Consider the following 23,989-nt stretch of genomic DNA (forward strand, 5'->3'; position numbering starts at 1 on the left):
CGACTTTCAAGTTGATTAACCGAAAGACGCCCAGATCACCGTGGTAACCAATACAGGGCAGACAAATTTCACGTAAGCAGGCCAGAGCTTTCCAAACCAGCCTTGCGTAAATTCTGGGTAGCCATGCTCAAGTTCTTTGATTTTCGAGTGACGATTCCACACCCAACCACCAAACAAACAGAAGAGTAACGCTGCAGCAGGTTGAAGGTACTGGGTTGCGACGGTTGCGACCAAGCCAAACAAAGCACCAAAATTAAACACGATCACGAGACTCAACAGGGCAATTAAACCACCAAGCACCCAGCTTGTGGTACTGCGTTTAGTGTTAAAGCGCTCCCCCACCAGCGCGACCGGACACTCCAACATAGAGATGGAAGAAGTCAGTGCCGCAATCGTCAGCAGTAGGAAGAACACAATCGCAAATAGCTGGCCTAATAAACCAAGGCTATCAAACATCAAAGGCAATACGGTGAAAACCAAGGTATCTGAGCTGAGCAGAGAACCATCCTCAGCATAGATCTGCACGCCTTTCTGCATCGCTACAAACATCGCTGGCATAACCACCAAACCTGCGATAAACGCAACCGCGGTATCGACCAGAGTCACGTTCATCGCCATTTTCGGTAAATTCTCTTTCCTGCTGAGGTAAGAACCGTAGATCAGCATAGAACAGCCACCAATGGTCAGAGAAAAGAAGCCCTGCCCCATAGCAGCGAGAATCAATTTGCGATCCATCACCTTGTCAAAATCAGGGACAAGATAATGCTTAAGTCCTTCCATCGCACCGGATTGAGTCATGATATAGATGAACAACAAACCAAATAGAACGAACAAAGCAGGCATAAGGCGCGTTGACCATTTTTCGATGCCTTGTTTCACCCCGCCCTGCACGATGAGAATCGTCAGCACGTAGAAAACAACAGTACCAAACAGGTTACGCTCAACACTGAATCCCTTAAACCAGGCACTTGCGGCTTGCATACCTATCACATCAGCCACAGCACCAAGCAAAAAGCAGATCAGCCAGCCGCCTACAATGCTGTAAAACGCCAACACAGCGCTGGGCACACTTAAACCTATCCATCCTACAAGCCCACCGACTTTTTTCGCCAGAGGATTAGCGGTGAGAGAGCGCATGCTATCCACGGGGTTAGCCTGACCATGACGACCTATCGCCATTTCGACCACCAGCATTGGAAACGCCACCACCAAAATCATCACCAGATAAACCAGCAAAAATGCCCCGCCACCATTACTGGCAGCTTGAGTTGGGAAGCCCCAAATGTTACCTAAACCAACCGCAGCACCAGCTGCCGCCAGAATAAAGCCTAAACGAGAGCCAAAGTGCTCACGTGTTTGAAAATTGTCTGCTTGTGCCATACCGCTTAACTTGCACCCATAAACTAGTTGACTAGTACAATATTACAAAACTCTTATTCACTCCAGCTATGAGGTTATTAAGCAACCAGAATAAGGCAAATAAATAGGAAATTAAGCTGTAAATTAATTCATACAAAGAATTTTTAACTAACCAGTAAGCAAAAATTGAAGCGTGAAGTGCGCCGAACAACCAATGTAATGAAAGAATCCTACCAATTTTCACCGTGATATCCGACGAATAAAATCTAAATAATCATTAAGTTAGCGAGCAAAGTTCAGCATTTTCGCTATTGGTTATGAGTTGGTTTACTAAATCCATGAAGGAGAGAAAAATGGGTTCAAATCTGCTCAGAGGCGCCATCATCGCGGCGCTAGGGCTAAGCTACCAAGCGCACGCCTATGATTGTGCTGGCTTGGCGGTTTGGGATAGCACTGCGGTCTACACATCCGGAGATCTAGTTCAGACATCCAACCATGCTTATCAAGCCAGTCATTGGACACAAGGCAATGACCCCGTCAGCAACTCCGGTGATTGGGAAGCATGGAAAGACCTTGGACAATGTGACACTGGCGGTGGTAACGCAGCTCCAGAGGTATCCATATCTTCTCCTGTCAATAACGCCGAGATCCCCGAAGGCACAGTCACCACGATACAGGCTTCCGCCAGTGATAGCGATGGCAGCATCGCTCAAGTGGCCTTCCTGGTTGATGGCCAGAACATCGCGACGGTCACACAAGCGCCTTATCAAACAGATTGGACGGCGGTCGCAGGTGCGACCACCATTTCCGTTATTGCCACTGACAATGAAAACGCAACATCAGAAACGCAGATTGCAATCAGTGTCACCTTAGCTGGCGAGCCTATTCCTCCTTCTGTCGCTTTAACCAGCCCTTCAGGCAGCGAGCAATTGACGGAAGGCGACCTTCTCACATTAAGCGCAAATGCCTCCGACACAGATGGTAGCGTTGATAAAGTTGAATTTTTTGTCGATGGACAATTGATTGCCAGCGATACGTCTGCACCTTACGAAACCACGTGGACCTCAGTCAGTGGCACTCATAACTTCAAGGCCAAAGCCACAGACAACGACAACCAGACGACTTCAACACAAGAAGTATCGCTGGTTGTAGCCAGCAACGCATCAGGTGGCTGTGCAGGACTACCGACTTATACCGCAGGTACCAGCTACAGTGCAGGTCAGCTAGTACAGAACCATAATCAAAAATACCGTTGTGACATTGCTGGTTGGTGTTCTTCAGCCTCAGCTTGGGCATATGAGCCAGGACAAGGAGACTATTGGGATGAAGCCTGGACGGGGTTAGGCGCTTGTGCCGCTCCACCGGCGGTAACCATCACTAGCCCTAGTGACAGTCAAATATTGCTTGCAGGCAGCACAGTCAATTTCGCTGCTGACGCTTCGGATACTGATGGGACAGTAAGCCAAATCGAATTCTTCGCAGGCAGTAACAGCCTCGGTGTGGTGACACAGCCACCTTACGCAGTAAGTTGGACAGCGACTCAGGTTGGCCTAAATAGCCTCAAAGCCGTCGCGACAGACAATGAAAACAACACGGGCGAAGCGACGGTTTCGGTAACAGTCAGTGACCAAGACTTAGTGGTTGCATTGACATCGCCAGCACCGGGCCAAACCGTCGGGTTAGGTAAATCGGTCCAGTTTACCGCCGATGCAACATCGCTGTCTGCCAGCGTATCGCAGGTCGATTTCTTAGTGAACGGAGCGATTGTCGGTACAGATACCACTGCACCATACAGCTATAACTGGACTGCAGGTGCGGTAGGTAGCTATACCGTTGCGGCTAAAGCCACAGACTCGGCCAGCAGCGTAGTGACGTCCGATGCTGCGACGATTTCTGTCGTGGAGCAGACAGAAAAAACGCACAAGCTGATCGGATATTGGCATAACTTCGTCAACGGTGCAGGTTGCCCAATGCGATTGGCGGATATGTCGGACGCTTGGGATGTTATCGACATTGCATTTGCCGAGAATGATCGCAACAGCGATGGTACCGTCCACTTTAACCTTTACTCTGGTGATATCCATAGCAGTTGTGCTGCACTTGACCCAACGCAGTTCAAACAAGACATGGCAGCGCTACAAGCTAAAGGTAAAAAGTTTGTCCTTTCTCTTGGTGGTGCAGAAGGCACGATTACACTCAATACTGATCAGGATGAGGCCAACTTTGTCTCCAGCTTGACTGACATCATCAAAGAATGGGGTTTCGATGGTCTTGATGTCGACTTAGAGAGTGGTTCTAATCTGGTTCATGGCTCGCAAATTCAGGCACGCTTAGGCCGAGCACTACTGCAAATCGAGCAAAACATGGGTGGGGATATGTACCTGACTATGGCGCCAGAACACCCTTATGTTCAAGGCGGATTCGTGGCTTACAGTGGCATTTGGGGGGCGTACATTCCGGTCATTAATGACACACGCAGTACACTAGACCTTCTCCACGTACAGCTTTACAACAATGGCGGCCTGCCAAATCCTTACACGCAAGGTAGCGCTGCTGAAGGTTCTGTCGATATGATGGTTGCCCAATCTAAGATGCTAATTGAAGGTTTTGAGCTGGCAGATGGCACTCAGTTTGCGCCGCTTCGAGATGATCAAGTCGCTATCGGCTTGCCATCAGGTCCTAGCTCAGCGAACTCAGGGCAAGCACCGACTCAGAACATTCTTGATGCATTGGATTGTCTGACTAAAGGCACCAGCTGTGGCTCAGTTATTCCTGCCTTTAACTATCCTAATTATGCGGGTGTGATGACCTGGTCGATTAACTGGGATGAGCACGATGGCTTCATCTTCTCAGGTCCTGTCGGCGACAAGCTGACCCAGATGAATAACAGCCAATAAAAAAGAAGAGCGCCATTTGGCGCTCTTCTCTTATCGGGAGTTAAATAGTGAAAATCTGATAATCTTTTAGCTGTGGAATTTTCTTATGCAATTCCTGCTCTTGCTCAGCCATATTATCAAGTGAGTCACAGAATTCCTGACTCTGTTTCTCCACGTCAACGGAGTGTTCTTCAAGTCTTTTTGCTATTCGCTCTTTCAGCTCACTCATAGTGTCTGCCATTTCTGTCAAGTTCAGACCGCCTTCCGCTTTCATTTTTTCCGACATCGCATTGAATGCGCTGGTGATGAACTCTTCATTGAACAGCTTCTTCGCGCTTTCAAAATCTTCCGCCCACGTTTCGCGCAGTGAGCCAAAGCTGTCCGCTGGTAAAACCAAATCGCCATTCTGGTAATAACGGGCTTCAATATCAGCGTAAAACTGCTGCATGGAGGCTTTCACACTATCAAAAGCTTCCGGTGCATCGAAACTTTGGCCAACATCATCAATAATGTCGTTCGCCAAAGCCAGACCATCTTGAGCAATCTGCTTTGCTCGTGGCAAGTAATCATTTAAATTGCTGCGATAGTCAGCGATCGCTTGCTGCTGTGACGCATCTAAAGGAATGACCTCACCATGAATAGTCAAGGTGTTATCGGCATTCACGATCGCACTGTCACCACTGACTTGATGGATCTCTAACGTCTCACCATTGATGCGGATATCATTTTTCAAATCGACCTGACACTGAGCTGCGTATACCTGACTCGCCATCAGTAACGGGATGGTCATTAGTACTCGTTTCATTTTAATCTCACCGTATTGACTCTTCGCTACCCTAACAAAAACTCAACGCTCTTGCGTCAAATTATTGTATCTACCTCATAGCTAAAGGTGGTTGTCGCGACCTGATACTCTACTTCATCCCCCATAGACTTCCCTTTCATAGCAAAGCCAAGTGGTGAATCGAACGTGACTAACATGACTTCTTGTTGCTGATGCTGGACTTTCAAACCACCCGCGCAAGGCGCAACAAAAAACCATCGACGGTTATCCTCAAGATCAATCAAAGAAACCAGACTACCAAGGGTTATTCGCTCTGAATGCTGTGGTAGTTGAAGATGAGTCATGACATCCAGATCTCGCTCGCATTCCTGTACACGCATCGCCTGACCGTGAGCAAGGTAGGATGCCTCCAGCGCCAAAGTATCATATTTGTGCTCTGGAACAGTTTCTTCATCAGTGGCAGATTCAATCGCACGTTGAGTAGCACTGTTGGCCACTTCAAGAGAGTGTTGCATCGCAGTCAATATGGTTTGCAGTAACTCCGATTTATTCATACTAAAATCATGTTCCTTCCCGTCTAATCCCTCTAGAATACTACGTCAGGCACTCTCGTCATACTGGTAACAGGCAAATGCAAACATCAGGCAACCAAGATAAAATCCACGCTACATTACGCACCGCTTTCGGCTTTGAGCAACTCAGAGACGGGCAATATCAAGTAATAGATAAGGTTTTGGACGGCAAGTCCTGTGCGGCTATTTTCCCGACTGGCTCAGGAAAATCTCTTTGTTATCAGCTATCTGCTTTATGTTTACCACACCTGACCTTAGTCATTTCTCCTCTACTAGCATTGATGAAAGATCAGCTCGAATTCCTGCACAGCAAAGGGATAGCAGCAGCCTCTCTCAACTCCAGCCAAAGCAAGGAAGAAGCCCAACGGATCATGGCACAAGTGCGTAATGGTGATGTGAAGATCTTAATGGTGTCTGTCGAACGACTGAAAAACGAGCGTTTTCGTCACTTTTTATCTCAGCTCAGTATCTCGCAATTGGTTGTCGATGAAGCACACTGTATCTCAGAATGGGGGCACAATTTTCGCCCTGACTACCTAAAGCTTCCTCAGTTTCAACAAGAACTCGCGATTCCTCAAGTTCTCCTTTTAACCGCGACGGCAACGCAAGCGGTATTGGATGACATGAGTAAGAAATTCAGCATAGCGCCGCATGACATTACCGTCACTGGGTTTTATCGACCTAATCTGGACATTTCAGTCATGCCCTGTTCGCAAACGGAAAAAGATGACGCCTTGTTATCGGTCATCAGCCAAGCTCCAAAGTTACCTACCATTGTTTACGTAACTCAACAGAACAGTGCCGAGCGTATTGCCAAGTTATTAGCCGAACAAGGCGTTAAAGCAGCGGCTTATCACGCGGGACTAGACAGTGAAACCCGAGAACGAATTCAGCAGAACTTTATGTCTGGTCAGACAGATTGCATTGCCGCTACCATCGCTTTTGGTATGGGAGTAGATAAATCGGATATCCGCCGAGTGATTCATTTTGATTTACCTAAATCAATTGAAAACTACGCGCAAGAAATTGGCCGAGCAGGTCGAGACGGACAAACTTCACAATGCATTTTGCTCGCCAACGAGGATGGTGTGTGTACGTTGGAAAACTTTGTCTACGGCGATACTCCTGAATACGATGAAATCTATAACGTCATTCAGCAAGCCGTTTCGTCAGAGCAAAACTGGGAAGTGGTGATCTCTCGCCTCTCATCTGACAGCAATATTCGTCAGTTGCCACTGAAAACATTGCTCGTGTACATGGAGATGGCTAAGGTCATCACCGCCCAATACAGTTACTTCGCCGATTATCGCTTCAAATTCATTAGGCCTAAGCAGGATATTATTGAACACTTCGATGGCGAGAGGCGCCAATTCAGTGAAGCGCTGTTTCACTGTTCACCGCAAGCCAGACTCTGGTGTCAGGTTGATTTTGACGCTCTGTGGCAGAGCTACCAAGGCGAGCGCTCGCGTGCTGTCGCCGCACTGGATTATTTCCACCAAAATGGATGGATTGAGCTGGAAAGCAAGTTAATGACCGAAGTGTATCGGATCAGCCCACCTCAACAATCTATCGAAGACCTCAGTGAGCAGCTTTGGCAACTGTTTAACAACAAAGAGCGCAGTGACGTCGAGCGTATTCACAACCTGTTAGCGTTGTTCAAATCCAAACACTGTTTGAGTAAGGCGTTAGCAAACTACTTCTCTGACAGCCAAGCCCCTGAACAGTGTGGTCACTGCAGCGTATGTCGTGGAGAACAACATGCTTGGCCAGATGCGCTAAACCCACAGCTAGAACGCCAGCAGATTGCTGACTGGTTGGCGCCTCTACAAGGTAAATCCGCCTCACCATTATCCAACAACCTCAAAACGAAGTTCCTGTGCGGTATTGCTACCCCTTGGTTTACCAAAGTCAAAGCACGCAGCTTAACAGGGTTTGGCAAACTCAGTGACCATCCATATCAGCAAGTACTGAGAGAGGTTGAAGCACTTTAGTTGACGTCAGAAAAAGCTTAGCTGCTTGGTTTGCTCTTCAGGCTTAAGCATCACGTTTAAGCCTAATAGCCGGATTTCTCGCCCTTGTTGGCGTTTAAGAATATCACGCAGTAAATCTTTGAAGTAATCCAGTTCAAGTTCAGGGTGTATGTGTTCAATCGTCGTGAGCTGGAAGTCCGCAAACTTGAGTTTGATGCCCTGTTTGATAATGGCTTTCTCAGGAGAGGCTTTTATCAGCCGTGTTTCCAGCTCAGGAAAGAGCTTATGTTCAATCACCTGCCAACACTCGTCATAAGTACTGATGTTTTCACTGAAAGTTCGCTCAACGCCGACGGATTTTCGTTCACGCTCAATGACCACCTCTCGCCGGTCAATACCATGGCTCTTTTTCCACAGAGAGGCGCCTAATCGGCCAAAACGCAATAACAGTTCACGGTAATCACTGGTTTTGACATCCTCACAGAGGTAGAAGCCCGCCTGATGCAATTTTTCTAAGCTCACCTTCCCCACACCGGGAATTTTTTCTAGTGGCAGCTTATCAACAACCTGCTGGACTTTGTCCGGAGGTATCACGTACTGCCCATTGGGCTTATTCATATCCGAAGCGACTTTTGCTAGAAATTTTACCGGAGCGACACCAGCCGACGCTGTCAGTTGAAGTTCATTAAAAATATCTCGCCGGATGGCTTCTGCAATTAACGTCGCTGAGCCCTGACACTGCTCAGAATCTGTCACGTCCAAAAAGGCTTCATCCAAGGACAAGGGCTCAATCAATGTTGTATAGCGGGAGAAAATCTCACGAATATGCTGAGAGGTCTGTTTGTACACTTGCATACGCCCCGGGACGACCAGCAGTTGAGGACACAATTTTAACGCCTGCCCAGTAGGCATCGCGCTGCGGATGCCAAACTTTCTCGCTTCATAGTTGCAAGTGCTTAGAACGCCACGTTGTTTTTCATGCCCACCAACGGCCAGTGGCCGCCCACGATAGCTCGGGTTATCACGTATCTCCACCGCCGCATAAAAGCAGTCCATATCAACATGAATGATCTTTCTTACTTTTTCGTCGGACATAATTACACACATAAACTGTACATAAACACAGTATAGCTTTTATCCCTCCACTCGCCAACTGTGGCACGTAAAGCAAAACTTTTTTCCGCGTTTCTAATAGAACTATCAAAATATGCAGTTATTATTAATTTATAAGTTGCGATAAGGAGGACTCAGGTGAACCATAAAGTGTTGGTGGTCGAAGACAGCCGTGCTTATCGCAACTATTTGACACAGCAGTTGACCACTATTGGCTGTGATGTCATTGGATGTGAATCATACGCAGAGACTCAACAAGCGCTAGATGAGCATCGCAATTTCCATTTTGCCGTGCTCGATTACTGCCTGCCTGACGCACAGGATGGTGAAGTCATTGATCTTGTTCTTGATAATAAACAAAAGGTTATCGTACTTACAGCAACCTTTAGCGACAAGATACGCGAACGTTTTATCGCCAAAGGTGTGATGGATTATCTACTCAAAGACAGTATGGCTTCTGTCTCGTATCTGCTGCCGTTGGCAACGCGATTGATGAACAACGTCAATCATCATGCTTTGGTAGTTGATGACTCTCCAACTGTTCGAAAGCATGTTACGCAACTGCTTGAACACCAATACATTCGTACAACTCAAGCGCAAAACGGCTCGGACGCACTGCATAAACTCGCGGAAACTCCAGACATAACCTTCATCATTACCGACCACGATATGCCCAGCAAAGACGGTATTGTAATGACGCGAGAGATTAGGCAAATGTACGATAAGAATAGCCTAGCCATATTAGGGCTATCGGGCAGTGGCGACAGAACGCTGACTGCTAGGTTTCTAAAAGCTGGCGCCAATGACTTTTTGCACAAGCCATTTAACCAAGAAGAATTTTTTTGCCGAGTCAATCAACTCCTTGATATGAAAGAAGCTACTGACGAATTGTACAAGCTGGCTAATCAGGATACCTTGACTGGTCTTTGGAATCGTCGCTTTCTTTTCAATCAATCTTGCACTGAAGGCAGTGCCAGATACATCGCTATGTTGGATATCGACCACTTTAAATCCGTCAACGATACCTTCGGTCATGATGGCGGAGATGCGGCGCTTAAAACCATCGCCAATATATTAAAAATCTACTTTCCAGAAGATGTGGTGGTGCGCTTTGGGGGGGAGGAGTTTTGCGTGCAGTCATACGCAACACTGGATGAGTTTGTCACTCGCCTAGAAAAAATGCGTCAGAGAATAGAGAGTTCGATCATTAAGCATAATGGTCAAGACATCACGCTGACGATCAGTATTGGTGTATGCAGTTTAGAAGGTACCTTGGAACAACAAATTAAATTGGCTGACGATTGTCTTTATGTCGCCAAAGAACAAGGGCGCAATCAAATCATCGCGACAGAATAAACAAAGCCCAGAGTGAACTCTGGGCTTTGTATTTGATTAGGCAATACGGTCTTTTTCCCATGCCGCCAGTTTTTCCTCACGGGCTGCAAGCTTTTCTGCCCTTAAGGCTTCGCGGGCTTCTCGCTTTTTACGTGCATCACATGGTTCAGGGCAATTACACACCTTGTCGACACCCACAGCACCAAGACCACCACAACTGCCTTTTACCACTTTCTTCTGGAAAATGTAGCCGACAGACATGGCTGCGATAACGGCAATAAAAATGCCGAAAGTAATCAGAAATGTACTCATAATAACATGCTCACTTGATATTATTTGTTCATAAATGGCTTATACGCTTCCGATGCCATTTCTTTAAATCCATCTTCGGTTTTAACGATCATAAACACAGGGATATTATTCTCGTTGGCTATCTTCATTCCCTGCTCTTCGCCAAGTACCATCAATCCTGTCGCTAGACCATCAGCAGTCATCGACGATTTGTCTAGCACCGTCACAGACACAACTTTATGACGGATTGGTTTTCCTGTCTTAGGGTTAATGATGTGCGAGTAACGTACACCATCACGCTCAAAATAGATACGATAATCACCAGAAGTCGCAACGGCCATGTCCCCCGGCTCGATAATCTCCTGTACAGCACGTTCGTCCGTAGATGGTTTTTCTATCGCGATACGCCATTTCACGCCTTCACGATTGATGCCTTTAAGGCGCATTTCACCACCCACTTCCACCATGTAATTTTGAATGCCTTGTGATTGAATATAGTCCGCAACGACGTCTACCCCCCAACCTTTTGCAATTGTTGAAAGATCAACATACAGATTTGGGATGTCTTTAGTCAGTTGATTACCTTCTACAGTCAAATGCTGAATACCGGTATTGGCCTTACGCGCGGCCAGTTCTTCATCTGTTGGCACCACTTCAGGGCGCGCTTCAGGTCCAAAGCCCCATAAATTAACCAGCGGCCCAACCGTGACATCTAAAGCGCCTAAAGTAAGACCGTTCAAACGAATAGCTTCTTTCACAACCGTGGCAGTTTGTGGTGACACTTCGAATGGCGTTGATGTCTGGTTTTGATTGAAACGACTCAATTCGGAATCTTTACGGTAAGTCGACATCTGGTCATTCACTTCTTCCAGCAAGCGGTCAACTTCTTTCTGTAGGGCCTCAGGCGATGGGATACCCTCAGATTCTATGTATTTGATGTTGTAAGTTGTGCCCATTGTCGGGCCACTTAGGTGAATCTGTTCTACTGGCTTTTCACAGCCAGCAAGAACCAATAGAGAAGCAAATGCAACAAGCCACTTTTTCACTTGTTAGACTCCTTATAAGAGAAACGGAAATAGCACATGACTCTGTTTAAGAGCACATCGACTATGGCCATTTAAAAAATTAACAGCAGGAAAAAACAATGGCTGACTCTTACGAGTCAGCCATATATTTCAATCACTTAGGGAAATTAACCACCAAAGTCATCGAGTAGGATGTTTTCATCCTCAACACCAAGATCTTTTAGCATGCCGATTACAGCCGCGTTCATCATTGGTGGACCACACATGTAGTACTCACAATCTTCAGGCGCTTCGTGGTCCTTCAGGTAGTTTTCGTACAGTACGTTGTGGATGAAACCAGTGTAACCATCCCAGTTATCTTCAGGCATTGGATCAGATAGAGCACAGTGCCATACGAAGTTGTCGTTTTCCGCTTGTAGGCCGTCGAAATCTTCTACATAGAACATTTCGCGCTTAGAACGAGCACCGTACCAGAATGACATCTTACGAGAAGATTTCAGACGCTTAAGCTGGTCAAAGATATGTGAACGCATCGGCGCCATACCTGCACCACCACCAACGAATACCATTTCGTTGTCAGTGTCTTTCGCGAAGAACTCACCAAATGGACCAGAAATCGTACACTTATCGCCTTCTTTTAGTGACCAGATATACGAAGACATGATGCCTGGTGGTACGTCTGGGTTGTTTGGTGGCGGTGTAGCGATACGGACGTTCAGCATGATGATGCCTTCTTCTTCCGGATAGTTCGCCATTGAGTAAGCACGGATAGTCTCTTCGTTTACCTTAGACTCGTAACGGAACAGGTTGAACTTGTCCCAGTCTTCACGGTATTCCTCAGGGATATCGTAATCAGCGTATTTCACGTGGTGAACTGGTGCTTCAATCTGGATGTAACCACCAGCACGGAAAGGTACTGATTCGCCATCTGGGATCTGAAGCTTAAGCTCTTTGATGAATGTTGCCTTGTTATCGTTAGAGATAACTGAACATTCCCACTTCTTAACACCGAAGATTTCTTCTGGAAGTTCGATGTCCATGTCAGTTTTCACTGCCACCTGACATGCTAGACGCTCACCTTCACGTGCTTCACCTTTAGTAATATGGTCAAGCTCGGTCGGTAGAATGTCACCACCACCAGATTTAACTTTTACGCGACACTGGCCACAAGAGCCACCGCCACCACAAGCAGAAGATACGAATACACCAGCACCTGCTAGAGCACTCAGTAGCTTGCTACCTGGTTGTGAAACGATCGCTTTCTCAGGATCGCCGTTCACAGAAATTGTAATGTCACCTGTTGGTACAAGCTTAGACTTAGCGAAAAGAATCACTAGTACTAGCGCAAGTACGATCAGAGTAAACATCACTACACCAAGAATAATGTCCATTGACTATTCCTTAATTGTTGCGGTTTACCCGACTTACAGTTGAACACCAGAGAAAGACATAAAGCCCAACGCCATAAGACCTACACTGATAAAGGTGATACCAAGACCACGCAGACCAGGAGGCACGTCAGAGTACTTCATCTTCTCACGGATACCTGCAAGAGCAACGATTGCTAGCATCCAACCCACACCAGAGCCGAAACCGTAAACAACAGATTCAGCAAAGTTGTAGTCACGTTGTACCATGAAAGATACACCACCGAAGATTGCACAGTTTACTGTGATCAACGGTAGGAAGATGCCCAGCGCGTTGTACAGAGGTGGGAAGAAACGGTCTAACACCATCTCTAGAATCTGTACTAGTGCTGCAATTACACCGATAAAGGTGATGAAGTTTAGGAAGCTAAGATCCACACCTTCAACTAAAGCGTTTTCTTTCAGTACAAGGTTGTAAACCAAATTGTTAACCGGAACTGCGATAGTCAGTACCACAACAACAGCTACACCCAGACCGAAAGACGTCTTAACTTTCTTAGATACCGCAAGGAATGTACACATACCTAAGAAGAAAGACAGAGCCATGTTTTCGATGAAAATCGATTTAACTAATAGACTAATGTAATGTTCCATGACGCCCTTACTCCTTCGCTTCTACTTGTTCTGGTTTCAGAATACGGATTACCCAGATAAGGAAGCCGATTAGGAAGAATGCAGACGGTGCTAGAAGCATCAGACCGTTTGGCTGATACCAACCACCATTGCTCACTAGAGGTAGAACTTCCATGCCAAATAGTTTGCCAGAGCCAAATAGCTCACGGAAGAAACCAACAGTGATAAGAACGAAACCGTAACCAAGACCGTTACCAATACCATCAATTAGAGATGGTACAGGTGCAGACTTCATAGCGAATGCTTCAGCACGACCCATTACGATACAGTTCGTAATGATCAGGCCTACGAATACCGATAGCTGCTTAGAGATATCGTATAGGTATGCTTTCAGCACTTGGTCTACCACGATTACTAGTGACGCGATGATCGCCATTTGGACGATAATACGCACACTATTAGGAATGTGGTTACGGATTAGAGATACAGAGAAGTTTGACAGCGCAGTTACAAACGTTACCGCTAGTGTCATTACGAATGCTGTCTCTAGTTTAGTTGTTACTGCAAGAGCAGAACATACACCAAGAACCTGTAGCGCGATTGGGTTGTTATCCAACACCGGCGCCATAATGCTCTTTTTAATGTTTTGTGCGCTAGACATTAGTTCAGACCTCCGTCACGAACTTTTGCTAGGAACGGACCAAAGCCCATATCGCCTAACCAGAAGTCGAATGTACCTTGAACACCGTTACCAGTTAGTGTTGCACCTGAAAGGCCGTCGATACCATGCTCTGAACCTTCTGGAGCGCCACCTTTAACAATCTTGATTGCTGGCTTGTGGTTGTCGTCAAACAATTTCTTACCGACCCACTGAGCACGCCATGTTGGGTTCTCAACTTCACCACCAAGTCCAGGTGTTTCACCTTGCTCGTAGTAAGTGATACCAGACACAGTGTTACCATCAGTTTCGACTGCAACAAATGCGTACATCATAGACCATAGACCAGTACCATGAACTGGCAGGATAACTTTAGACACGTCATTGCCGTCTTTGACTAGGTATACAACACCTGTGTTAGCACGACGGATGATTTTCGCCTTGTCTTCTTCACCAGTTAGTTTCACTGACTCTGAAGGGTCTTTGGCTGCTTTGCGCTGATCGTAGTTTTGAGCTGTAGAACCATCTGCCGCTTCTTCAACAAAGTCACCAGTGTTGAAGTCAACCAGACGAGGCTCAATGTACTCAGCGAATAGATCAGTGACTTTTTTACCAGCAGTATCGATACCAGCAACTTCAATAATCTTAGTTTGCTTATCCAGTACCGCGTTAGCTTTTTGCTGATCACGTAGACCTACGGCTGCTGTTGATACGATGATTGAACAAACAAGGCTCAACCCGATAACAACACCCAGCGTCTTTTTAATGCTGTCGTTATTACTTGCCATAGCGTGCTTGTCTCCGCTTGATGTTCTTCTCGATAACTACATGGTCGAACAGAGGTGCAAATAGGTTCGCGAATAGAATCGCCAGCATCATACCTTCTGGGTAGGCTGGGTTAACTACTCGGATTAGTACACACATCACGCCGATTAGCGCGCCGTACCACCATTTACCTTTGTTAGTAAATGAAGCAGATACAGGGTCTGTTGCCATAAAGAACATACCGAACGCAAAACCACCTAAAACTAGGTGCCAGTGCCATGGCATGTTGAACAATGGGTTAGTATCAGAGCCGATAACGTTGAACAGCGTCGCGGTTGCAATCATACCCATCATCACACCAGCAATGATGCGCCACGAAGCGATTCGCATGTAAACGATCATCGCTGCACCAATCATTAGCGCTAGCGTTGATACTTCACCGATTGAACCTGGGATGTTACCTATAAACGCGTCCATCCAAGTGATCGGAGCACCTGTTACTGTGTTAACAAGAGCACCGTTACCACCTTGAGCCCATTGGCTAAGCGCAGTAGCGCCTGAGAAGCCGTCAGCAGCAGTCCAAACTACGTCACCCGAGATTTGAGCCGGGTAAGCGAAGAATAGGAAAGCACGACCAGCCAGTGCAGGGTTTAGGAAGTTACGACCTGTACCACCAAAGATCTCTTTCGCTACCACAACACCGAATGTGATACCTAGAGCCGCTTGCCATAGAGGCAGCGTTGGCGGAACAATTAGCGCGAACAAGATAGAAGTAACAAAGAAGCCTTCGTTAACTTCGTGCTTACGCACCATACAGAACAACACTTCCCAGAAACCACCAACAATAAACACCGTGGCGTAAATCGGTAGGAAGTAGGTCGCACCCAGTAGCATCTTAGTGCCAACCCCTGCATCGGCTGCAATGGTGCCGCCAAGCATTTCGGTTAGCCAGTAATGCCAGTTACCTGCGATAACTGCTGCTAGCTGTTCGCCAGCATACATGTGGTTAAGTGCTGCAATAGCTTGGCCACCTGCGTTGTACATACCCCAGAACATTGCTGGGAATACCGCGAACCAAACCATGATCATGATACGTTTTAGGTCAACGCTATCACGAACGTGCGAGCTTTTCTTTGTGATAAGACCTGGCGTGTAGAAAACTGTTGCTACAGCTTCGTACAGGGCAAACCATTTTTCATGTTTACCGCCAGGCTCAAAATGATGCTCGATGTCTTCAAGAAACTTTTTAAGAGCCATGAAAATTACCCTTCCTTCTCGATCTTATCTAGGCATTCACGAAGTAACGCACCGTACTCGTATTTGCCCGGACATACAAAGGTACACAATGCTAGATCTTCTTCATCCAGTTCTAGCGCACCCAGTGCTTGAGCACTGTCAACGTCGCCTGCACATAGATCACGAAGTAGCAGAGTTGGTTCCATATCCAATGGCAGTACGCGTTCATAGTTGCCAATCGGCACCATTGAACGATCACTACCATTCGTGGTTGTTGTCATGTTGAACAACTGACCTTTGAAGATATGACCAAGGAAAGCACGGGTTACCGAGAACTTGTTCTTACCAGGCATCGCCCAGCCAAACAGTTCTTTGTCACGACCTTCACGTAATACAGAAACCTGTACGTGGTAACGACCTAGGTAAGCGTGAGGACCAGTTGCATGAGTACCTGTCAGTACTGAACCAGAAATCACACGAACTTCACCTGGCATTAACTCACTGTCCGTCAAATCTTCTAGGTTTGCACCTTGAGTTGTACGAACTAGACGAGGGTTGTTCACTACTGGGCCAGCCAGAGATACAACACGATCCGTGTAAAGTTCACCAGTTAGGAACAACTTACCGAACGCAATAACGTCTTGGTAGTTGATGCTCCACGCCACGTTTTCTGCATTTACCGGGTATAGGAAATGCATGTGGGTGCCAGCTAGACCTGCTGGGTGAGGGCCATCAAAAACATGCTCTTCAACATTTGGCTGAGAAGAACGAGGTAGACTGGTACCAGATTTACATACGTAAACCTTACCGTCTGTTAGAGTTGAAAGCACATCTAAACCAGCAACGAACGCATCTTGCTGTTCATTGATGACCAACTCAGGCTGAGCTGCCAACGGATTAGTATCCATTGCAGTTACAAAAATAGCCTGTGTTGAAGACTCAATTGCTGGAACCTTGCTAAACGGACGAGTACGTAAAGCTGTCCAAAGACCTGAATCAACAAGCTGAGTTTTAACCGCGGTACGGTCAAGACCTGCTAATTGGCCGGCTTCAAACTTATCGAACGTTACCTGCTCCTCACCTGCCACTTCAATCACTACAGATTGAAGGACACGTTTAGCGCCACGGTTAACCTCGATCACTTTACCGCTTGCTGGTGAAGTAAATTTCACACCTGGGTTCTTTTTGTCTTCAAAAAGAACTTGGGCTTTCTTTACTTCATCGCCTACGCGAACATGCATAGTAGGACGCATGCCAACGTACTCTTCGCCAAGCAAGGCGACTTTCTTGATGGTCTTACCATCATTAATCACCTGGGTAGGAGTTCCTGCGATAGGAAGGTCCAGACCCTTCTTTATTGTAATCATACGCACTTGCACTACTTTTATCGGGAAAAAGATTCTTTGATTGCGTAACTTTTAGACACGACACTAGTGTCCGGTTTTGGCGCAGTTTAAAACACCAAAATCGCAACATCCTATTAAAAACCTCGCTACAAATTTAGTCGAGATTTATCAGGTGCGATAGTCTATCATCTTTTTAGAAGTCTATGCCATGACCAATGAAGGGAATCAGATAGATATTTCGAAGGATTTGAGTTTAAAAGGCTAAGTATTGGTCATAAGTTTGAACCATCGCACAATCACCAATAACCCTATATTTTTTGGTGTTTTTAATTATTCACATTGTGAAACATTTCTGGTTAAAACTAATTCAGCTGTTTATTTGTTTCTACATTGTTAACGTCTACTTAAATCGCAGCCAATAAAAAAGGCAGCAAACGCCACCTCTTTTCTTTCAACTATTTGGAGCCGCCTAAACACATTGGGCTATCTGGTGCCAACTCATTCTGCTCTTTCCACTCCGATGGCGTGTATGTGTGCATCGACAAAGCATGAATATGGTTAGCGAGTTCATCAGCCAGCACCTGATTAACCTGACGATGGCGCCCAATCAGGCGTTGACCTTCAAATTTGTCACTGACCACCACCACTTTAAAATGACTTTCCGAACCCGCTGGAACATTGTGCATGTAACTTTCGTTTAGCACGTTAAGAAATTCAGGCTCGAAGTGCTCCTGAAGTTTAGTTTCAATCACTTCTTGTAGCATTGTGTATCACCATCTAAATATGAACAGCATGAAAGAACAGATAATAATCGTCTTACACGTAAAGCAAAAGGTTTTAGTTTTCACACGCCCTACCTTCTGCGACAATTTACGTCATGAATTTGTCCAAGTGTTCCAAATATGAAAACTGAACTTGTGCTCCATGAGCGCACCTTAACTTTGCATCGATTCCCTCAACGCAATAATGAAACTCTTCAGGCCTGGGATGCTGGCGATGAATACCTTATTAATCATATAGAAGAACTTGGTCTCACTGGCAAACACATTCTGATTCTAAATGACAGTTTTGGCGCGTTGAGCTGTTGGTTGTCAGAGAAACATCAGGTCACTATGATGAGCGATTCCTACATTGCTCATCAAGGAACACTCTCCAACCTCAAACGTAACCACTGCAGTGATATCACCTTGCTTCACACCATGGATGAGATTCCACAAGGTGTGGATTGCGTTTTGATGCAAATCCCGCGAAACAACCGCCACTTAGTATGGCAGTTGAGTCAGTTAAGACAAAGGCTTGACGTTTCGGTACCAGTGATTGCGGTAAACAAAGCTAAAGAGATTCATACTTCTACATTAAATCTATTTGAAAAGTACCTCGGTACGACAACCACATCTCTAGCATGGAAAAAACATCGTCTGGTTTTCTCTCAGGCTAATAGCACGACGAATGTTACCGTCGATCCCACCACTCGCTGGAGTATCGACGAACACGGCTTTATGCTCGACAACCTACCCAATGTCTATTCAGGTGAAAAGCTGGATCAGGGTGCGAGATTTATGCTTGAGCACTTGCCTAAAAATCTCGGCGGTGAAAAGGTGGTGGACCTTGGATGTGGCAACGGTGTGCTGTCCGTAAAGATGGGGTTGTTGAATCCAGACATACAACTTACTTGTGTCGATGAAAGCTTTATGGCCGTTGAATCAGCCAAGAGAAACTTAACCCGCACACTTGGCAAAGACCGAAAAATTGAGTGTATTCCCAACAACTGCTTGGACGGATTTGAAAACGCCAGCGCTGATATCGTGGTATGTAACCCGCCTTTCCATCAGCAGCAAGCCATTACCGATCATATCGCATGGCAGATGTTCTGTGATGCAAAGCATGTTCTCAGCAACGGTGGGCAATTATTAGTTATCGGTAACCGTCACCTCGGCTACGATGTGAAGTTATCTAAGCTATTTGGAAAATCGAACGTAAAACTTGTCGCTTCAAATAAGAAATTTGTTATTTTACAAGCAACTAAATAGTTCACTATCATGTCTCTAATACGTATAGAGTTACGATTAAAGGAAATTACAATGAGAAAATTGGTTCTAGCCGCGTCAATGGCCTTACTTACTGCGTGTGCCGCACCGCAACAAGAACAGATCAACTTTATGCCTCAGCCAGTTCTGAGCAATAGCGACATCGTAAAAGACGCAAGTTTCACTCTGACAAGTAAAGACGTACGTTCAGCTCAATATGTCGCACTAATAGATAGCGGCCGTTCAAACATCGAGCCAATTCATTCTAAGCAAAATGTGCGTATTGCAATTGAAAACGCATTGCTGGAACAGTTCCAATCTCAAGGTTTCCGCAGCACTGTTAACAGTGAAAATTCAGTAAAGATTGAAGTGCAAGAAGCATTGGTTTCCGTCAAACACTCAGTGATGGAAAACGAGATGGATGGAAAAGTCGTCCTTGAAGTCACAGCAGAGACTCCTCAAGGTAAGCTAGTTAAGACTTACACAGGTACAGCGAAACGTACAGGCGCTTTAAGTGCTTCAAACGAAGAAATCGAAATCGTGCTTAATGATGTGATTAATCTGGTTCTGAAAGAAGTCGCCAGCGACCGTGAATTGAAGAATTACATGCAGGAGCGCTTCTAATGTGGAAAGTTGCTATTGCCTCACTGGCGTTAGTCAGCAATCTGGTATTTGCAGGCCCTAAAGTCGAATTTGAAACTACACTAGGTGCATTTACGATTGAACTCAATCAGGAAAAAGCCCCAGTAACAGTGGAGAACTTCCTTAAGTATGTCAAAGACGGCAGCTATGTGGGTACCCAGTTCCACCGAGTGATTCCGGGCTTTATGGCGCAAGGCGGTGGTTTTGATCAAGATATGAAGCAAAAACCAACTTACGCGCCTATTGAAAATGAAGCCTCTAATGGCCTGAAGAATGAAACGGCCACCGTTGCAATGGCAAGAACTAATAACCCTAACTCTGCAACGCGCCAATTCTTTATCAACTATGTCGATAACAATTTTCTTGATTACGACCAGCGCCCGCCGGGTTACGCCGTGTTCGGTAAAGTCACCAAGGGTTTCGACGTAGTGCAACAAATGGCGAAAAAGCGCACCAAAACAGTCGGTCGCTACCGTGACGTTCCAGCAACACCTATAGTTGTGACGAAAGTGACTTTACTCCCATAATCTAAAAAGGCTCCTACTTATCCAGTTGGAGCCTTTTCAATTCAACCTATTTTCCCTAACTTAACACTCACTATAAAACGAACAAGGAAGACTTTATGTCTGCCAACTCTCCTTCAATGTCTTGGCTAGAAACGATTCGTAGTTATTATGATAAACGCCTGCTATGGGTGTTTATGCTGGGTTGCTCGAGTGGCTTTCCATGGGTTTTGATCGGCTCCAACATGTCTGGTTGGCTAAAGGATGCTGGCTTAACGCGCGCTGCGATTGGCTACTTCGGCAGTGTTTTCGCGGTTTACGCGATTAATTTCTTGTGGGCACCACTCGTGGATCGGGTCAAACTTCCAGTTCTACACGCAGTACTAGGTCAACGCCGTAGTTGGATTTTTTTCTGTCAGTCACTGGTGCTGGTCAGCACTTTGTTTATTGCAGGTGTCGACCCGTCACAAAACTTGATGTTCACATCGATGTTGGCTCTGGGGATTGCAATTGCATCTGCCACTCAGGATATCGCCATCGATGCATTCCGTATCGATACTTTCCCTAAATCCGATTCATCCAAGCTACCTCAAGCCTCAGCAATGGCGGTGATTGGCTGGTGGACTGGCTATTCACTACCGGGTTACGTTGCCTTCATCAATGCAGATTCCATCGGTTGGAACGGTGTTTACTATGGAATGGCGGCTATCGTCGGCATTTTGATGCTGTTTACTCTGCTAGTTGGTGAACCAACAACCAATCGTGAAGCACTGCAACAACAAGCGGAAGCTCGCCACAACAAAATCGTCGGTTCTAAAACAGCATCTTGGATAAGCGTAACTGTGGTTGAGCCTTTCCTCGACTTCTTTAAACGCAATGGCGTCAAAGTCGCAATAACTCTATTGCTGTTCGTCTTCCTGTTTAAGATTGGTGAAGCCTTCTTAGGTAGAATGTCCATCGCCTTCTATAAAGAAGTTGGCTTTAGCAATGAACAAATCGGCTATTACTCTAAGTTGATTGGATGGGGAGCAACCATACTCTTCACCTTAGTAGGCAGCATGTTTAACGTTCGCTTTGGCATCGTACGCGGCTTAATGATCGGCGGTATCGCAATGGCGGGCAGTAACTTAATGTTTGCTTGGATTGCCTCTGTTGGGCCAAGTGAGCACTTGTTCCTCGCTACAATTATCGTCGATAACTTTACAACAGCATTCTCAACTGTTGCGTTTGTTTCCTTCCTCACGGTACTCACAGGCCAGGCCTTCTCCGCAACGCAATATGCCTTGCTGGCTTCTCTGGGGAATTTTGGGCGAACAACGTTAGCTTCATTCAGTGGAGAGCTGGTTGACTTCCTGAACGATTGGTCGCTGTTCTTTATCATCACTTCACTAATGGTCATTCCAAGCTTAATTATGCTCTATTCACTGCGTCATTACTTCACCGACCTTTTGAATAAAGCCAAAGAGCGAGATGAAGAAGAAGCAAAAGAAGTCAAATCCTCGTAAAAAAGAAAGGCTTGGCAAATGCCAAGCCTTTTTACTTTAAAGTCATTCTTATGGATACATACCTTTACCAAATAGGTTAAAGATACGCGCAACACCTTGGGTGAAAATCATTGGTTCTGTCAACACGGTAAGACACAAACAGTCCTCTCCTTTTTGCGTGTAAGGACTGTGTTTAATTGAAGCGTCTTTAACGAGGTAATCCCCTGCTTCATAATGACCGTCTTCATCACTAAACCCACCATGCAGTATCAATGTAGACTCGACTCCCTTGTGCGTATGCTGAGGTATCTTCACATCTTCTGAAATGTACATTAGATTCACTCTAACGCTATCGCCAATGTCGATTGGTGCACTATATACCTTGCCGCCATAGCTTTTCCAATCTCCTAACTTGTCTCGGAATCGAGATAGAGAAAGTGGCAACTGAAATGTTTTACCGTTGACTTCAATGCTTGTTGGTTTTCTGATTGGTCGGGCGCTTTCTGGAGCAGGTTCAGTCTGCAAGATATCGTTCAACATATCGTCGAAGTTGTTATCATCGAAAGCAACAAGCGACACTAACGCTTCACCATAACGACTCTCCAGCTCTTGGACCTGTTTTTTACAAGTAGGGCAGCTCTCCAAATGAGTGGCAACAGTAAAACCATCGACTGCATCCAGGCTGCCTTCAACATAAGCCTGTAACATATGCTGGTTTGGATGATAGCTCATAACCTTTCTACCTCTATTGAATGACGCAACTTCTCAACTGCAAGTCTCAGCCTAGATTTCACTGTTCCGACTGGAATATCGTACATATCCGCTACCTGCTGATGTGGAAGTTCCTCCAGATATACTGCTTGAACAACTTTTTTCTGGGCGTCAGGAAGGACATCTAAAAATTTTACGACCTGATCCTTAAGCATTTCTTGTTCAGGCGCATAGTGCTCAACTAAGTCTGGCGGACAGTAATCGTTTGGCCATATATCTTCAGAATGGATGTGTAAATCTTTACCACGCTGCTTTCGAAGAGTATCGAAACATAGGTTACGAGCAATTGTATAGATCCAAGTCGACAGCGAACTTTTCGAGCCATCGAATAGATGACTTTTTTGCCATACCGTCGTCATTGTTTCTTGCACTAGCTCTAACGCCACTTGCTCGTTACCCATGTGCTTGTAGGTAAACTGTTTCAAACGTGGTGCAAAATGCCTGAAGACCAACGCGTAAGATGATTTGTCTTTATCTTTAACTTTCTCCATACAGAGCAGCCAGTCTTGTTTTGCAAAAGATTCCGTGTCCGTAGAAGCCATGTTCAGGTCCTTGTCAGCACTTTTGGATTTTTACGTACGAAAGAAGTGAATGGATCACTCTGTAAGTTTAGCTTTCAATCGATCGAGAGAGAAATTCTATTGCTTCATTGCAATCTTTTTGTCTCAGGAGAAAATCAAACTGATGCTGAGGAACGGGAAGTAGCTCAAGCCAACGCTGGCTCACCCAGCTTGCATCGTCAAAGAAGCGTTGGTCGTACAATTCTCCAAGTTGAGGGAACTGCTTGTAAACGGTACGCAATTGATCGCTCAAATATTTGTGCTGCTCAGACAATCGAGAAAATTCCCAGCTTGTCCGCCATTCGACACGCGCTTTTCGCAACCCATCGAATTCCGTTCTAACTCTCTTTATTTCAAAGCATCTAAGTCCAACAACTGTCACCCCTAAAAACCCGTCTTCCAGCAATTCAAAGTCGACTATCTTAGCTAGCGATCCAACCGACGACAGTCGAGGAATGGAGGACAACTCATCATGCTCAACTAAGCATATACCGAACGTACCATCGGACAGACTCGCTTCTTTTATTAGTCTTTTGTACCTAGGCTCAAAAATTCGGAGCTTCATTTTCCCTTCAGGGAGAAGAATTGAACCTAGAGGAAACAGCATAATCTCAGACACTATTAATCACCCTTAATCAGTTTAAAATTAATTACGTGAAAAGTGAGAGTTCG

General features: G+C 45.8%; 23 protein-coding genes. 7 read left to right on the forward strand and 16 right to left on the reverse strand.

The genetic code is table 11. From position 1 onward, the window contains the following. Positions 1–15: 15 nt before the first annotated feature. Positions 16–1,380, reverse strand: coding sequence for a sodium-dependent transporter (locus F0265_RS16970; RefSeq protein ID WP_171749789.1), 1,365 nt, complete (start codon positions 1,378–1,380; stop codon positions 16–18). 332 nt (positions 1,381–1,712) lie between these two features. Here F0265_RS16970 and F0265_RS16975 point away from each other — a divergent pair, with 332 nt between their 5' ends. Then, positions 1,713–4,256, forward strand: coding sequence for an Ig-like domain-containing protein (locus tag F0265_RS16975; protein ID WP_171749790.1), 2,544 nt, complete (start codon positions 1,713–1,715; stop codon positions 4,254–4,256). 40 nt (positions 4,257–4,296) lie between these two features. Here the strand turns inward: F0265_RS16975 and F0265_RS16980 are convergent, their stop codons facing one another. Both F0265_RS16980 and F0265_RS16985 read right to left on the reverse strand, forming a co-directional pair. Then, positions 4,297–5,040: a YggN family protein gene (locus F0265_RS16980; RefSeq protein ID WP_038163547.1), complete on the reverse strand. Its 744-nt coding sequence runs from the start codon at positions 5,038–5,040 to the stop codon at positions 4,297–4,299. 56 nt (positions 5,041–5,096) lie between these two features. Continuing rightward, complete coding sequence (locus F0265_RS16985) at positions 5,097–5,573, reverse strand: GreA/GreB family elongation factor (protein WP_171749791.1); 477 nt, start codon at positions 5,571–5,573, stop codon at positions 5,097–5,099. Between the two features lie 77 nt (positions 5,574–5,650). Here F0265_RS16985 and F0265_RS16990 point away from each other — a divergent pair, with 77 nt between their 5' ends. Further along, positions 5,651–7,582 carry an ATP-dependent DNA helicase RecQ gene (locus F0265_RS16990; protein WP_171749792.1) on the forward strand — a complete coding sequence of 644 codons (1,932 nt, stop codon included), beginning with the start codon at positions 5,651–5,653 and terminating at the stop codon, positions 7,580–7,582. A 6-nt stretch (positions 7,583–7,588) separates the two neighbouring features. Here F0265_RS16990 and dinB read toward each other — a convergent pair whose 3' ends face one another. Further along, complete coding sequence (gene dinB, locus F0265_RS16995) at positions 7,589–8,656, reverse strand: DNA polymerase IV (RefSeq protein WP_171749793.1); 1,068 nt, start codon at positions 8,654–8,656, stop codon at positions 7,589–7,591. Between the two features lie 156 nt (positions 8,657–8,812). Between dinB and F0265_RS17000 the strand changes: the two genes are divergently transcribed. Next, positions 8,813–10,030, forward strand: a complete 1,218-nt coding sequence (locus F0265_RS17000; RefSeq protein ID WP_171749794.1) for a diguanylate cyclase — start codon at positions 8,813–8,815, stop codon at positions 10,028–10,030. Between the two features lie 36 nt (positions 10,031–10,066). Here F0265_RS17000 and nqrM read toward each other — a convergent pair whose 3' ends face one another. The 9 genes from nqrM to bolA form a co-directional block, all read right to left on the reverse strand. Then, the gene (gene nqrM, locus F0265_RS17005; protein WP_006957941.1) at positions 10,067–10,321 is read right to left on the reverse strand and encodes a (Na+)-NQR maturation NqrM; all 255 of its coding nucleotides are present in this window, start codon (positions 10,319–10,321) and stop codon (positions 10,067–10,069) included. Between the two features lie 20 nt (positions 10,322–10,341). Next, positions 10,342–11,346 carry an FAD:protein FMN transferase gene (locus F0265_RS17010; RefSeq protein WP_171749795.1) on the reverse strand — a complete coding sequence of 335 codons (1,005 nt, stop codon included), beginning with the start codon at positions 11,344–11,346 and terminating at the stop codon, positions 10,342–10,344. Between the two features lie 146 nt (positions 11,347–11,492). Continuing rightward, the gene (gene nqrF / locus F0265_RS17015; RefSeq protein WP_065741263.1) at positions 11,493–12,716 is read right to left on the reverse strand and encodes an NADH:ubiquinone reductase (Na(+)-transporting) subunit F; all 1,224 of its coding nucleotides are present in this window, start codon (positions 12,714–12,716) and stop codon (positions 11,493–11,495) included. A 33-nt stretch (positions 12,717–12,749) separates the two neighbouring features. Further along, a complete protein-coding gene (gene nqrE / locus F0265_RS17020) occupies positions 12,750–13,346 on the reverse strand; it encodes an NADH:ubiquinone reductase (Na(+)-transporting) subunit E (protein WP_006957944.1) in 597 nt (198 codons plus the stop codon). 7 nt (positions 13,347–13,353) lie between these two features. Further along, the gene (locus F0265_RS17025; protein WP_012128720.1) at positions 13,354–13,986 is read right to left on the reverse strand and encodes an NADH:ubiquinone reductase (Na(+)-transporting) subunit D; all 633 of its coding nucleotides are present in this window, start codon (positions 13,984–13,986) and stop codon (positions 13,354–13,356) included. Then, complete coding sequence (locus F0265_RS17030; protein ID WP_171749796.1) at positions 13,986–14,771, reverse strand: Na(+)-translocating NADH-quinone reductase subunit C; 786 nt, start codon at positions 14,769–14,771, stop codon at positions 13,986–13,988. Before F0265_RS17030 ends, F0265_RS17025 begins: the two co-directional genes overlap by 1 nt. After that, positions 14,761–16,005, reverse strand: a complete 1,245-nt coding sequence (locus tag F0265_RS17035; RefSeq protein WP_171749797.1) for an NADH:ubiquinone reductase (Na(+)-transporting) subunit B — start codon at positions 16,003–16,005, stop codon at positions 14,761–14,763. Before F0265_RS17035 ends, F0265_RS17030 begins: the two co-directional genes overlap by 11 nt. Positions 16,006–16,010: 5 nt before the next feature. Continuing rightward, entirely contained in the window at positions 16,011–17,351 is a 1,341-nt protein-coding gene (locus F0265_RS17040; RefSeq protein ID WP_171749798.1) for a Na(+)-translocating NADH-quinone reductase subunit A, read from the reverse strand. Positions 17,352–17,785: 434 nt separating this feature from the next. Further along, on the reverse strand, positions 17,786–18,094 hold the full coding sequence (gene bolA, locus F0265_RS17045) for a transcriptional regulator BolA (protein WP_019277459.1): 309 nt from the start codon (positions 18,092–18,094) through the stop codon (positions 17,786–17,788). A gap of 138 nt (positions 18,095–18,232) precedes the next feature. Between bolA and F0265_RS17050 the strand changes: the two genes are divergently transcribed. The 4 genes from F0265_RS17050 to F0265_RS17065 all read left to right on the forward strand — a co-directional run bounded on the left by F0265_RS17050 (position 18,233) and on the right by F0265_RS17065 (position 22,007). Next, a complete protein-coding gene (locus F0265_RS17050; RefSeq protein WP_171749799.1) occupies positions 18,233–19,360 on the forward strand; it encodes a methyltransferase in 1,128 nt (375 codons plus the stop codon). 51 nt (positions 19,361–19,411) lie between these two features. Continuing rightward, positions 19,412–19,981: a YajG family lipoprotein gene (locus F0265_RS17055; RefSeq protein ID WP_006957954.1), complete on the forward strand. Its 570-nt coding sequence runs from the start codon at positions 19,412–19,414 to the stop codon at positions 19,979–19,981. After that, positions 19,981–20,526 carry a peptidylprolyl isomerase gene (locus F0265_RS17060; RefSeq protein WP_171339959.1) on the forward strand — a complete coding sequence of 182 codons (546 nt, stop codon included), beginning with the start codon at positions 19,981–19,983 and terminating at the stop codon, positions 20,524–20,526. The genes F0265_RS17055 and F0265_RS17060 overlap by 1 nt, the downstream gene beginning before the upstream one ends. Positions 20,527–20,621: 95 nt before the next feature. Beyond that, a complete protein-coding gene (locus F0265_RS17065; protein WP_171749800.1) occupies positions 20,622–22,007 on the forward strand; it encodes an MFS transporter in 1,386 nt (461 codons plus the stop codon). A 48-nt stretch (positions 22,008–22,055) separates the two neighbouring features. Here the strand turns inward: F0265_RS17065 and F0265_RS17070 are convergent, their stop codons facing one another. The 3 genes from F0265_RS17070 to F0265_RS17080 all read right to left on the reverse strand — a co-directional run bounded on the left by F0265_RS17070 (position 22,056) and on the right by F0265_RS17080 (position 23,936). Next, complete coding sequence (locus tag F0265_RS17070) at positions 22,056–22,718, reverse strand: ChrR family anti-sigma-E factor (protein WP_171749801.1); 663 nt, start codon at positions 22,716–22,718, stop codon at positions 22,056–22,058. After that, positions 22,715–23,299: an RNA polymerase sigma factor gene (locus F0265_RS17075; protein ID WP_171749802.1), complete on the reverse strand. Its 585-nt coding sequence runs from the start codon at positions 23,297–23,299 to the stop codon at positions 22,715–22,717. The genes F0265_RS17070 and F0265_RS17075 overlap by 4 nt, the downstream gene beginning before the upstream one ends. Positions 23,300–23,366: 67 nt before the next feature. Then, a complete protein-coding gene (locus tag F0265_RS17080; RefSeq protein ID WP_171749803.1) occupies positions 23,367–23,936 on the reverse strand; it encodes an LON peptidase substrate-binding domain-containing protein in 570 nt (189 codons plus the stop codon). Positions 23,937–23,989: the final 53 nt, after the last annotated feature.

Source organism: Vibrio sp. RE88 (genome assembly GCF_013113835.1).
Classification (GTDB): domain Bacteria; phylum Pseudomonadota; class Gammaproteobacteria; order Enterobacterales; family Vibrionaceae; genus Vibrio.

Bases quoted from the DNA above. Each gene is read 5' to 3' on its own strand.
- F0265_RS17050 (WP_171749799.1), top strand. From the start codon at position 18,233: ATGAAAACTGAACTTGTGCTCCATGAGCGCACCTTAACTTTGCATCGA.
- F0265_RS17060 (WP_171339959.1), top strand. From the start codon at position 19,981: ATGTGGAAAGTTGCTATTGCCTCACTGGCGTTAGTCAGCAATCTGGTA.
- bolA (WP_019277459.1), bottom strand. From the start codon at position 18,094: ATGCTACAAGAAGTGATTGAAACTAAACTTCAGGAGCACTTCGAGCCT.
- F0265_RS16980 (WP_038163547.1), bottom strand. From the start codon at position 5,040: ATGAAACGAGTACTAATGACCATCCCGTTACTGATGGCGAGTCAGGTA.
- nqrF (WP_065741263.1), bottom strand. From the start codon at position 12,716: ATGGACATTATTCTTGGTGTAGTGATGTTTACTCTGATCGTACTTGCG.
- F0265_RS17040 (WP_171749798.1), bottom strand. From the start codon at position 17,351: ATGATTACAATAAAGAAGGGTCTGGACCTTCCTATCGCAGGAACTCCT.
- F0265_RS16990 (WP_171749792.1), top strand. From the start codon at position 5,651: ATGCAAACATCAGGCAACCAAGATAAAATCCACGCTACATTACGCACC.
- F0265_RS17075 (WP_171749802.1), bottom strand. From the start codon at position 23,299: ATGGCTTCTACGGACACGGAATCTTTTGCAAAACAAGACTGGCTGCTC.
- F0265_RS16970 (WP_171749789.1), bottom strand. From the start codon at position 1,380: ATGGCACAAGCAGACAATTTTCAAACACGTGAGCACTTTGGCTCTCGT.
- dinB (WP_171749793.1), bottom strand. From the start codon at position 8,656: ATGTCCGACGAAAAAGTAAGAAAGATCATTCATGTTGATATGGACTGC.
- F0265_RS17070 (WP_171749801.1), bottom strand. From the start codon at position 22,718: ATGAGCTATCATCCAAACCAGCATATGTTACAGGCTTATGTTGAAGGC.
- F0265_RS17055 (WP_006957954.1), top strand. From the start codon at position 19,412: ATGAGAAAATTGGTTCTAGCCGCGTCAATGGCCTTACTTACTGCGTGT.
- F0265_RS17030 (WP_171749796.1), bottom strand. From the start codon at position 14,771: ATGGCAAGTAATAACGACAGCATTAAAAAGACGCTGGGTGTTGTTATC.
- F0265_RS17065 (WP_171749800.1), top strand. From the start codon at position 20,622: ATGTCTGCCAACTCTCCTTCAATGTCTTGGCTAGAAACGATTCGTAGT.
- F0265_RS16985 (WP_171749791.1), bottom strand. From the start codon at position 5,573: ATGAATAAATCGGAGTTACTGCAAACCATATTGACTGCGATGCAACAC.
- nqrM (WP_006957941.1), bottom strand. From the start codon at position 10,321: ATGAGTACATTTCTGATTACTTTCGGCATTTTTATTGCCGTTATCGCA.
- F0265_RS16975 (WP_171749790.1), top strand. From the start codon at position 1,713: ATGGGTTCAAATCTGCTCAGAGGCGCCATCATCGCGGCGCTAGGGCTA.
- F0265_RS17025 (WP_012128720.1), bottom strand. From the start codon at position 13,986: ATGTCTAGCGCACAAAACATTAAAAAGAGCATTATGGCGCCGGTGTTG.
- nqrE (WP_006957944.1), bottom strand. From the start codon at position 13,346: ATGGAACATTACATTAGTCTATTAGTTAAATCGATTTTCATCGAAAAC.
- F0265_RS17035 (WP_171749797.1), bottom strand. From the start codon at position 16,005: ATGGCTCTTAAAAAGTTTCTTGAAGACATCGAGCATCATTTTGAGCCT.